General features: G+C 46.9%; 11 protein-coding genes. 10 read left to right on the top strand and 1 reads right to left on the bottom strand.

Annotated elements, in window-relative coordinates; genetic code table 11:
* The first annotated feature begins 5 nt into the window (after positions 1-5).
* Complete coding sequence (locus tag KAI37_RS22250) at positions 6-1,124, top strand: slipin family protein (RefSeq protein ID WP_220030234.1); 1,119 nt, start codon at positions 6-8, stop codon at positions 1,122-1,124.
* A gap of 60 nt (positions 1,125-1,184) precedes the next feature.
* Here the strand turns inward: KAI37_RS22250 and KAI37_RS22245 are convergent, their stop codons facing one another.
* A complete protein-coding gene (locus KAI37_RS22245; protein WP_029519325.1) occupies positions 1,185-1,598 on the bottom strand; it encodes a chemotaxis protein CheW in 414 nt (137 codons plus the stop codon).
* 275 nt (positions 1,599-1,873) lie between these two features.
* Between KAI37_RS22245 and KAI37_RS22240 the strand changes: the two genes are divergently transcribed.
* From KAI37_RS22240 to KAI37_RS22200, 9 genes are all read left to right on the top strand, one after another.
* Positions 1,874-2,809: a DNA-binding transcriptional repressor DeoR gene (locus KAI37_RS22240; RefSeq protein ID WP_023990386.1), complete on the top strand. Its 936-nt coding sequence runs from the start codon at positions 1,874-1,876 to the stop codon at positions 2,807-2,809.
* Positions 2,810-3,017: 208 nt separating this feature from the next.
* On the top strand, positions 3,018-3,680 hold the full coding sequence (deoC, locus tag KAI37_RS22235) for a deoxyribose-phosphate aldolase (protein WP_076294330.1): 663 nt from the start codon (positions 3,018-3,020) through the stop codon (positions 3,678-3,680).
* Positions 3,681-3,710: 30 nt separating this feature from the next.
* Positions 3,711-4,106, top strand: a complete 396-nt coding sequence (locus KAI37_RS22230; protein WP_076294329.1) for a cytidine deaminase — start codon at positions 3,711-3,713, stop codon at positions 4,104-4,106.
* Between the two features lie 76 nt (positions 4,107-4,182).
* Positions 4,183-5,361, top strand: a complete 1,179-nt coding sequence (locus tag KAI37_RS22225; protein WP_071643087.1) for a NupC/NupG family nucleoside CNT transporter — start codon at positions 4,183-4,185, stop codon at positions 5,359-5,361.
* A 32-nt stretch (positions 5,362-5,393) separates the two neighbouring features.
* The gene (deoB, locus tag KAI37_RS22220; protein ID WP_025722511.1) at positions 5,394-6,575 is read left to right on the top strand and encodes a phosphopentomutase; all 1,182 of its coding nucleotides are present in this window, start codon (positions 5,394-5,396) and stop codon (positions 6,573-6,575) included.
* Between the two features lie 103 nt (positions 6,576-6,678).
* Entirely contained in the window at positions 6,679-7,386 is a 708-nt protein-coding gene (gene deoD / locus KAI37_RS22215; RefSeq protein ID WP_013312036.1) for a purine-nucleoside phosphorylase, read from the top strand.
* A 32-nt stretch (positions 7,387-7,418) separates the two neighbouring features.
* Positions 7,419-8,720: a pyrimidine-nucleoside phosphorylase gene (locus tag KAI37_RS22210; RefSeq protein WP_076294327.1), complete on the top strand. Its 1,302-nt coding sequence runs from the start codon at positions 7,419-7,421 to the stop codon at positions 8,718-8,720.
* A 205-nt stretch (positions 8,721-8,925) separates the two neighbouring features.
* Positions 8,926-9,498, top strand: coding sequence for a TetR/AcrR family transcriptional regulator (locus KAI37_RS22205; RefSeq protein WP_220030233.1), 573 nt, complete (start codon positions 8,926-8,928; stop codon positions 9,496-9,498).
* Between the two features lie 49 nt (positions 9,499-9,547).
* Positions 9,548-10,738 carry an MFS transporter gene (locus KAI37_RS22200; RefSeq protein WP_220030232.1) on the top strand — a complete coding sequence of 397 codons (1,191 nt, stop codon included), beginning with the start codon at positions 9,548-9,550 and terminating at the stop codon, positions 10,736-10,738.
* Positions 10,739-10,753: the final 15 nt, after the last annotated feature.

Genomic DNA, 10,753 nt, shown 5'->3' with positions numbered 1-10,753 from the left:
ATACGATGTTTAAGAAGATAACGATTAAATCTAATGAGCGCGGGCTGCTGTTCAAAAAAGGAAGCTACCACAAGTTGTTGCACCCAGGAACTTACCTATTGAAGACATTTCAGCAGGAAGCAGTTGAAATTTTGAATGTAGCCGAACCTTTTTTTGTACCTGATCATGACATTCGTTTGTTTTTAACAGATCCCCTATTGTTTGAGCAATTGAATGTCATTGATGTGGAAGACCATGAATATGTGCTGCATTATGAGGATAATCGGTTTGTGGAGCTGCTGACGGCTGGGAAATATGCTTATTGGAACATGCTCAAGGAACATCGGTTTGTTCGTGCAGATACTCGGCAGCCTGCAATTGATAAGGCATTGGGCCAAGCATTCTTGTCCAAGACACCGGGCTTCTGGAAGGCACTTCAGGTGGGCAGCTATGAATTGGGATTTTTATATTACGATAATGTGTTGCAGGGTGAGCTGAAACCGGGCAAATATTATTTCTGGATGTCCCCAGTGAATACAGAGATCAAAACGATAGATATGCGACAACAGCAGATGGACCTGATGGGACAGGAAATCATGACAGAGGACAAAATCACGCTGCGCCTCAACTTCGTCTGTCAGTACCGTATCATCGACCCGTTGCGGGCGTCGGAATTCCGGGCATACGAGGAGCAAATGTACATTATGCTTCAACTGCTGTTGCGCGAATACGTTGGCACGATGAAGCTGGATGATTTGCTGAAAATGAAGCAGGAGATTGCAGAATATGTTTTGACTCGACTGAATGAGCAGAGTGGCGAATATGGAGTAATTTTTACGTCAGCAGGGGTGAAGGATATTATTTTGCCGGGGGATATCAAGGATATTCTGAATACCGTGCTGTTGGCAGAGAAGAAGGCACAGGCCAACCTCATCACACGACGTGAAGAGACGGCATCCACTCGCAGTCTGCTCAATACGGCCAAGCTGATGGACGAGAATGCGACCCTCTATCGTCTTAAAGAACTGGAATTCATGGAAAAAATCTGCGAGAAGATTGGCACGATTTCGCTGACTGGCGGAAATACGTTGCTGGAGCAGCTGAACACGCTGGTTCACATGAAAGAGGGGCAGGGACTCCAATAACTGAAAATACTCCCCAACGATGAGTGTAAGCCTGCTCAAGGTTTGGGAGTATTTTGCGTTTTAGTTCGTCTTGGTGGATGCAAGAAAAGCGTCCATATCGATCACCGGAATGAGGGTACCCTGATGCTCCATCACGGTAGGGAACAACTCGCGCTGCCACTCTTCCTCATTGCTTTGTAGCTGACTGTCCTCGGCAGAAGCCGTGTCCTCCACCTGATCGACAAGCAGAGCAATCTTCGCACGGCTGAGCAAAATCATTTTGTCCTCGGAGGAATCGCTTGATGCAGGAAGAAGCAGCTTTTTGCGTAAATTAAGGATCGTAAATACATTGCCGCGAATAGTCACCATTCCTTCATGCCACGCCTCGGAAAAGGGAAGGGGTGTCCCTTTTTTGGCATTCATGACTTCTTCTACTTCCACAAAGTTTAACGCGAACTTTTTGTCCGCCAGACTGCACACAATAAATTCAGACATAGCAATTCTCCTTACATATTCAGATAAGCCATCACAGGTTGTGAATGAGCGGTAAAATGGGTTAACTATTGCGTTTTGACAGATGGAACGATAAAGTTGAGGATGCGGTAAAGTAGTTGTAGTTAATCACAGAATATCACAAACGAGCAGTTAAATCTTCCAAATTAACAATCATACGGCCAAGGCGTGGCTTCAAGTTTCCCTTCATATATAATGTTTGGGACTAAAGCTGTGTCCGCTGGCACTACATTTTAAGATAAGCGGGTTGAGGTAGAATGGATCATGAAAAGCAGCGATTAAGTATCGAGGCAGCCAGATTATACTATCTAAACGACTACAGTCAGCAAGATATCGCGGTCAGACTCGGGGTTTCGCGTCCTACGGTATCACGGTTACTTCAGGCTGCCAAGGAACAGGGATACGTGCGGATCAGTATTGTGGACCCGATGGAGGATATGGACGCGCTCGGAGAGCAGGTGAAGAAGAAGTACGGACTGGATACCGTGTTAGTCTGTTATTCGCCGTTAAATGAATATCAGGAAATCAAGAAGCATATTAGCAAAAAAGCAGCCGATTATTTGCATGAAACGGTACAGGATGCTGATATTATTGGTGTGACATGGGGAACAACAATGCATGCCGTGGCGCTTCATCTCCAACAAAAGCAGGTCAAGGGTGTTGAGGTGGTTCAGCTCAAAGGAGGCGTGAGCCATTCACATGTCAACACATATGCCGTGGAAACAGTGAACTTGTTCGCAGAAGCCTTTCATACCATAGCAAGGTATTTGCCGCTGCCTGTGATTTTTGACAGTCACGCCGTTAAGAAAATGGTCGAGGAGGATCGGCATATTCAGCGTATTATTGAACTTGGCAAGCAGGCGAACATCGCGGTGTTTACGGTGGGTACGGTCAAGGAGGATGCGTTGCTGTTCCGATTGGGTTATTTTAACGGGGAAGAGCAGAAGCTACTGCAAAGAATTGGCAAGGGCGATATTTGTTCACGCTTTTTTGACGCTGAGGGCAACATATGCAGTCAGGAAATCAATAGCCGTACCGTCGGGATTGATTTGCCTGATTTGCGAAAGAAGGAGAAGTCCATTCTCGTCGCTGGAGGCCAGCGTAAAGTGGAGGCCATTCGGGCATCGCTGCGTGGCAAGTATGCGAATATCTTGGTGACGGATCAGTTTACGGCACAAGCACTTTTACAATAGAGCAAGTCGTTTCAATCCAGCAAAATACACGGTTATGGCGTTTCCCTACAGGGTAATATGAAATGTAGGTGACGCCTTGCGCATAAGCTTGAACATAATTTCAAAATGTGTTTTACATATGTTCAAAGGCGTGCTATGATGGTCTCATCACAGAGAAATAAAAGACTTTTGTCTTTACACTATTTATCTAATGAAGGAGTTTTTAGATATGAACATTGCAGCATTAATCGACCATACATTGTTGCGTGCAGATGCGACGAAGGATGAATTTACGAAATTGACTGCCGAGGCAAAAAAATATCAGTTTGCTTCTGTATGTGTGAACCCGGCGTGGGTGGCTTATGCAGCAGAACAGCTCGCAGGCACAGGCGTAGCCATCTGTACAGTTATCGGTTTCCCGCTGGGAGCGAGCACGTCCGCAACGAAAGCATTTGAAACGAAAGATGCTATTGCTAACGGAGCGACTGAAATTGATATGGTTATTAACATAGGCGCTTTGAAGGAACGTAATGTACAGCTCGTCGAGCAGGACATCCGTGCGGTCGTGGAGGCAGCTGCCGGTACACTGGTAAAAGTGATTATCGAAACATGCCTGCTGACAGACGAAGAGAAGGTACTGGCATGTGAACTGTCCGTCAAAGCGGGAGCGAATTTTGTGAAAACCTCGACAGGCTTCTCAACAGGTGGAGCTACTGCGGAAGATGTGGCTTTGATGCGCAAAACGGTAGGACCTGAGATTGGTGTCAAGGCTTCAGGCGGTGTACGCAGTCTGGAAGACGTGCAAAAATTAGTAGAAGCTGGCGCAAGTCGGATCGGTGCAAGTTCCGGTGTGAAGATCATCGAGGGCGAGCAGTCAACATCTTCCTACTAAGTTTATTTTAAAGTCATGGAGGGATTCGCGATGAAGGATCAATTGATTCAGAGAGCGCTTGAGGCGCGTAAACAGGCATACGTTCCGTATTCGAATTTTCAGGTGGGTGCTGCGGTTCTCGGAAGCGATGGCACGATTTACCACGGATGTAATGTGGAAAATGCCTCCTACGGCTTATGCAATTGTGCAGAGCGGACAGCGATTTTCAAAATGGTATCCGAAGGCTGCCGTCAAATTGATTCGATTGCGATAGTAGCTGATACGGAAGGACCTGTGTCTCCATGTGGGGCCTGTCGTCAGGTTATTTCCGAATTTGCTCATCAAGATACCAAAATTTATCTGACAAACCTTCATGGCAACACGGAAGAGTGGACGGTGGATCAATTACTGCCGGGTGCTTTTCGACCAGCGGATCTGGGGAAATAAAAAAAAGGAATGCCTCTTTGGAGCGCATTCTTTTTACGGGGAATGTAAGCGCTTAATGTAATGAGGGGGAAATTAAATGAAATATGTAATCGCTCTGGTGGGACTGCTCGTTGTATTTGCACTTACTTACGTTGCCAGCAGTGACAAGCGTAAAATCAGGTATCGTCCGCTGATAGTAATGGTTGTTCTGCAAGCAGCGCTTGCTTGTGTGCTATTAAATACACGTATTGGCGAACTTCTGGTCAAAGGCTTTGCAAAAGGTTTTAATAGTCTTTTGGCATATGCAACTGAAGGGATTAACTTTGTTTTTGGCGGAATTGCGAATGAAGGAGCAGCACCGTTCTTTATCGGTGTACTGCTGCCAATCGTGTTCATATCCGCGCTGATTGGTATTTTGCAATATGTAAAAGTGTTACCTTTTATTATTAAATATATCGGGCTTGTCTTGAGCAAAGTAAACGGAATGGGTAAACTGGAATCCTACAACGCTGTAGCTTCGGCTATCTTGGGTCAATCCGAGGTGTTTATTTCCGTTAAGAAGCAAATTGGTCTGCTGCCAAAACATCGGTTGTATACGCTGTGTGCGTCTGCGATGTCTACGGTGTCCATGTCGATTGTGGGAGCTTACATGCAAATGTTAAACCCCAAATATGTGGTCACAGCTTTGGTATTGAACCTGTTCGGCGGCTTTATTATCGCTTCCATTATTAATCCGTACAAGATTGAGAAGGAAGACGATTTACTGGAGGTTCAGGAGGAAGAGAAGCAGTCCTTCTTCGAAATGCTCGGGGAATATATTATGGACGGTTTCAAGGTTGCTATTACGGTAGCTGCAATGCTGATCGGTTTTGTGGCGCTGATTGCCATGGTTAACGGGATTTTCTCCTGGTTGTTTGGAATCAGCTTTCAGGCGCTGCTTGGATATGTGTTTGCGCCTTTCGCTTTTGTCATGGGTATTCCGTGGAACGAAGCCGTTCAGGCGGGCAGCATTATGGCTACCAAACTCGTATCCAACGAATTCGTGGCCATGCTTGATCTGACCAAGCAAACAGGCTTGTCGGAGCGCACGGTCGGGATCGTATCGGTATTCCTCGTATCCTTTGCTAACTTCTCATCCATCGGTATCATTTCCGGGGCTGTAAAGGGTTTGCATGAAAAACAGGGGAATGTGGTGGCCCGCTTTGGTCTGAAGCTGTTGTACGGGGCAACGCTGGTTAGCGTGCTGTCGGCAACGATTGCAGGGTTGTTTTTGTAAAAAAAACAGCGAGTCAGGAAAGGATTTTTATAATGTCTAAATTCAAACGAATTCACTTGGTGGTTATGGACTCGGTTGGTATCGGCGAAGCGCCGGATGCTGCCCGGTTCGATGATTACGATGTAGATACACTCGGTCATATTGCCCGCGAACGCGGTGGTCTAAAGATGCCGAATATGGGTAAGCTCGGTCTATCCAATATTCGTTCCATAGAAGGGGTGGCTGCGGCCGACAAGCCGCTCGCGTATTACACTAAAATGCAGGAAGCGTCCAATGGCAAGGATACGATGACAGGTCATTGGGAAATCATGGGCTTGAATATTGCCGTTCCTTTCCGTGTATTTCCTGATGGGTTTCCGGATGAACTGATTCAGCGCATTGAGGAGCACACAGGTCGCAAAGTTATTGGCAATAAGCCTGCCAGCGGAACGGAAATCATGGATGAGCTGGGCGAAGAACACGTGAAAACTGGAGCGCTCATCATCTATACCTCGGCGGACTCTGTGCTGCAAATTGCGGCACATGAGGAAGTTGTACCTTTGAAAGAGCTCTATGAGATTTGCGAGTTCTGCCGTAAAATCACACTGGAAGATCCGTACATGCTAGGTCGCATTATTGCACGTCCATTCGTAGGCGAGGCAGGGAACTTCTCCCGTACCTCCAATCGACATGATTATGCGCTCAAGCCGTTTGGTCGCACCACCATGAACGAGCTGAAGGATGCAGGTCTGGATGTGATCGCCTTGGGTAAAATCTCCGACATTTATGACGGTGAGGGTGTGACGAAGGCGGTGCGTACGGTGTCCAATATGGACGGCATGGATAAGCTGGTGGCTACGCTTGATGAGGATTTCACCGGATTAAGCTTTCTAAATTTAGTGGACTTTGACGCCGTATACGGTCACCGTCGTGATCCGCAGGGATATGGTCAGGCTTTGGACGATTACGATGCGCGTCTGCCAGAGGTTTTTGCCAAAATGACCGATGACGATCTGCTAATCATCACTGCGGACCATGGGAATGACCCGACGTATCGGGGAACGGATCACACCCGCGAATATGTACCTTTGCTGGCATATTCCCCGCGTTTTACAGCTGGGGGCAAGGAGCTTGCGGTTCGTAAAACCTTTGCTGATATTGGAGCGACCGTAGCGGATAACTTTGGTGTGAAACTGCCTGAACACGGAACGAGCTTTTTGGCGGAGCTTCAGTAATCAAGAACCAGCAAGAGTACAAGTAAGATTACAAGTAAGATTACTAGTAACGATATAAATAACGATACAAGCATGGACAAATGGGACGGAGGAATAAAAAAACATGAGTGTACACATTGGAGCCAAACCCGGAGAAATTGCAGAAACGATTTTGCTGCCAGGAGACCCGCTACGGGCAAAATTTATTGCTGAAACGTATCTGGAGGACGTGACCTGCTACAACGAGGTACGCGGAATGCTCGGATTCACGGGTACGTACCAAGGCAAACGCCTGTCTGTACAGGGAACTGGGATGGGGCTGCCTTCTATCAGTATTTATGTCAACGAACTGATTAGCGAATATGGTGTGAAAAACCTGTTCCGCGTGGGTACATGCGGCGGAATGAAGGAGCATGTGCACGTTCGTGACGTCATTTTGGCACAAGCATCCTGTACGGATTCTGGCATGAACCGCCATATCTTTGGCGGCTACGATTACTCGCCGATTGCCAGCTTCGATCTATTGAAGGGCGCTTATGATCGCGGTGTTGCCAAAGGCTTGAACATGCATGTCGGCAATGTATTCAGCTCAGATAGCTTCTACCGTGATGACAAATCAGTGGTACAAAAGCTGATGGAATACGGTGTGCTGGGTGTAGAGATGGAAACTTCGGCTTTATACACGTTGGCAGCCAAGTTTGGCGTAAACGCACTGACGATTCTGACGGTAAGCGATCATTTGCTGACGGGGGAAGAAACGACCGCAGAAGAACGGCAAACAACCTTTAAAGAAATGATGGAAGTTGCACTGGATACAGCAGTATCTCTGTAAACGATCATACGCACAGTGAGGAGAAATGACATATGAGAATGGTAGACTTGATTGAGAAAAAACGTGACGGAAAAGAACTGAGTACAGAGGAAATTAATTTTATTATCCAAGGCTACACTCAGGGTGAAATTCCTGATTATCAAGTCAGTGCATTGGCGATGTCCATTTTCTTCAAAGATATGACTGAACGCGAACGCGCTGATCTGACGATGGCGATGGTTCATTCGGGTGATACCATTGATCTGTCCGCGATTGAAGGTGTAAAGGTCGATAAGCATTCCACTGGCGGTGTGGGTGATACGACAACGCTGGTACTGGCTCCGCTCGTAGCGGCCTTGGACATTCCGGTAGCCAAAATGTCAGGCCGCGGCCTCGGACATACCGGAGGAACGATCGACAAGCTGGAAGCTATTGCAGGCTTCCACGTCGAAATCAGCAAGGATGAATTCGTGGATTTGGTGAATCGCAGCAAAATTGCGGTCATCGGACAAAGCGGCAACCTGACACCTGCGGACAAAAAGCTGTATGCCTTGCGTGACGTTACAGCGACGGTAAACTCGATTCCACTGATTGCCAGCTCGATTATGAGTAAGAAAATCGCTGCCGGCTCCGATGCCATCGTGCTCGATGTAAAAACAGGTGCAGGCGCATTTATGAAAACCGTAGATGATGCCAAAGCACTGGCACATGCCATGGTGAGCATCGGTAACAATGTGGGTCGCAAAACGATGGCAGTCATTTCCGATATGAGTCAACCGCTGGGTCTGGCCATCGGTAACTCGCTGGAAGTGAAAGAAGCGATTGATACGCTGCGTGGCGAAGGACCAAAAGATCTGGAAGAGCTGTGTATGGCTTTGGGCAGTCAGATGGTGTTTTTGGCAGGGAAGGCAGATTCCCTCGAAAACGCCGAAGAGAAGCTCAAAGAAGTCATTCGCAATGGCAAAGCACTTGAGAAATTCAAAGAGTTTATTGCGAATCAGGGCGGAGACGCTTCTGTAGTGGATCATCCTGAACGCTTGCCGCAAGCACAGTATCTTATTGAGGTGCCTGCGAAGCAGGACGGTGTGGTAGCTGAAATCGTGGCTGACGAAATCGGTACCGCAGCGATGTTGCTTGGAGCAGGACGTGCGACCAAAGAATCCGAGATTGATCTGGCTGTCGGCTTGATGCTGAACAAAAAGGTCGGGGATGCTGTTCAAAAAGGCGATTCACTGGTTACTATTCATGCGAACCGTGAAGATGTAGCCCAAGTGCTGGAGAAAATCTACGCGAACATCCGTATTGCGGATCACGCGGAAGCGCCAGTGCTAATCTACGGAACAGTGACAGAGTAAGCGATAAGCCCTATTCATAAAGTCGTAATAGTAGCATGGTTATGAAGCCGGGAGCCCTCAGTTTGGGGGCTTCCGGCTTTTTTGTTGTTCACGTTCTCAGGCAACTGAACGGCAGAGTTAAAAAATGCGGTTGTCAATTTCTAGTGTGGACACTATACTGAACCTATAAACTGACGACCGTTCGTAAGGTAATTGGAGGAAAAACATGACACTACAAAAAATCAAAACAGCTAGCTTGCAGCAATTTGCGAAAAAGGGATACGATGCGGCTTCTCTGCAACTGATTGCTGATGAGGTAGGGATTAAAAAGCAGTCTATTTATGCTCATTTTAAAAGCAAAGATGAATTGTTTTTAGACATATTTGCGGATGCGGTGGATCAGGAGATTTTGGAACTGGATCGTTATTTTCAAGATCAATCCGAACAATCACTTGAAGTTGTTCTGCGCGGACTAATCGTCGAATTTAAGGAACGCTATGAATGTGCAATGAATTTGCGTCTGATTCTATATGTCGGCTTTCTAATTCCATCTGCGCTGGAAAACCAGGTTCAGGCTTTGGTCACACGCTATGTACAGCATAAAACCAGCTTGGTACACGAGCGACTAACAACTGAAACATCGGTTAAGCTTCGCGTTCCGGCTCAAACTGCCGCGACAGCCTATATGAATTTAATTGAAGGCATGTTGGTAGAACTGGTGTACAACGGCACCGACGGTTTTGATCCGCGTCTGGAAAGCTCTTGGGATATTTACTGGCATGGCTTGATTCAGGCCTGAACAACTGATCACTTGAAGTAAACATGATTGTATTGGGGGGAAGAGAACTGTGTCTGTGAAAGAAAACTTTTGGTCCAGAAACTTTATATTTTTGATGATATCCAACGCTTTATTGTTCATGGCATTCGAAATGCTTATGCCTACGCTACCGCTGTTTGTGGAAAGTCTTGGCGGTAGCCCATCCCAGATTGGATTGGTGACAGGCGTGTTTATGTGTTCAGCTATATTGATTCGTCCATTTTCAGGTACGCTGATCCAGCTTTTGGACAAGAAGTATGTTCTGATTATCGGAGTTGTGATTTGTATGCTGGCAACGGGAAGCTACATGCTTTCCAGTAGTTTGGTACTGCTGTTAGTATTTCGGCTGGTACATGGCTTTGGATTCGGCATTGCGAGCACGTTGTATGCTACCTCAGCCTCAGATGATTTGCCGCCTCACCGTATGGGGGAAGGAATGGGCTACTTTGGCGTAGGTGAAACCGTAGCGATTTCAGTGGGGCCACTGATTGGTATATGGATGCTTCATGCATCAGGTTTTAACGGGCTGTTTTCCACGGGAGCTATAATTCTACTGTTATCGCTCATTATGAGCGTATTGGTTCGTCGCCGTTCTGCGAAACCCACGACGGCGGATACAGTGAAGGGTAAACAGAAGGTTCCATTTAAATTATTTGAAAAAAGAGTGCTACTGCAATCCTGTCTTGCGCTGCTGGTTGGCGTGGTGGCAGGTGGAGTGATGTCTTTCGTGGCTTTATTTGCCAAGGAGCAGGGCTTCACCAACGCGGCATGGTTCTTCTTTACTGTAGCTATGGCAAGCTTCCTCGTCCGGCTGGTGTCCGGTAGAATTTTCGATACCAAAGGCCCGGCTTATATCCTGATTCCCGCAGGGATCGTGCTGATTGCCGCTATCGTTATGGTGGCTTCATCGCGGACCGAGCTCCAATTTTTGATCGCTGCTGTGCTGTATGGTTTGAGTTTTGGAGCTATTTTCCCGGCTTTGCAGGCTTGGGCAATCAGTGTGGTCGGCGAAGATGAGCGAGAGGACGCTGTAGGCTCCTTTTATAATTTCTTCGATTTGGGGATTGGAGGGGGCTCTTTAGTTCTAGGAATGGTTGCTGGATTAACCTCTTATAAAACAATGTATTTGTTCTCCACTTTGTTGATTGTGGCTTATCTAATTATATTTGTGGTGTATAGTGTATTGGATAAGAAAAAGTCCCGTAACACATTGAACGTATAAGCTATTGTTATGGAA

The sequence above is a fragment of the Paenibacillus sp. S25 genome, assembly GCF_019454085.1.
GTDB classification, from domain to species: Bacteria; Bacillota; Bacilli; order Paenibacillales; family Paenibacillaceae; genus Paenibacillus; species Paenibacillus polymyxa_B.
Note: the sequence above shows the minus strand (reverse complement) of the source record. Positions and strands in the feature narration are given on the sequence as shown.

What these genes read in the sequence shown, in the direction of transcription:
- KAI37_RS22250 (WP_220030234.1), top strand. Translation starts at nt 6, where the DNA reads ATGTTTAAGAAGATAACGATTAAATCTAATGAGCGCGGGCTGCTGTTC.
- KAI37_RS22245 (WP_029519325.1), bottom strand. Translation starts at nt 1,598, where the DNA reads ATGTCTGAATTTATTGTGTGCAGTCTGGCGGACAAAAAGTTCGCGTTA.
- KAI37_RS22240 (WP_023990386.1), top strand. Translation starts at nt 1,874, where the DNA reads ATGGATCATGAAAAGCAGCGATTAAGTATCGAGGCAGCCAGATTATAC.
- deoC (WP_076294330.1), top strand. Translation starts at nt 3,018, where the DNA reads ATGAACATTGCAGCATTAATCGACCATACATTGTTGCGTGCAGATGCG.
- KAI37_RS22230 (WP_076294329.1), top strand. Translation starts at nt 3,711, where the DNA reads ATGAAGGATCAATTGATTCAGAGAGCGCTTGAGGCGCGTAAACAGGCA.
- KAI37_RS22225 (WP_071643087.1), top strand. Translation starts at nt 4,183, where the DNA reads ATGAAATATGTAATCGCTCTGGTGGGACTGCTCGTTGTATTTGCACTT.
- deoB (WP_025722511.1), top strand. Translation starts at nt 5,394, where the DNA reads ATGTCTAAATTCAAACGAATTCACTTGGTGGTTATGGACTCGGTTGGT.
- deoD (WP_013312036.1), top strand. Translation starts at nt 6,679, where the DNA reads ATGAGTGTACACATTGGAGCCAAACCCGGAGAAATTGCAGAAACGATT.
- KAI37_RS22210 (WP_076294327.1), top strand. Translation starts at nt 7,419, where the DNA reads ATGAGAATGGTAGACTTGATTGAGAAAAAACGTGACGGAAAAGAACTG.
- KAI37_RS22205 (WP_220030233.1), top strand. Translation starts at nt 8,926, where the DNA reads ATGACACTACAAAAAATCAAAACAGCTAGCTTGCAGCAATTTGCGAAA.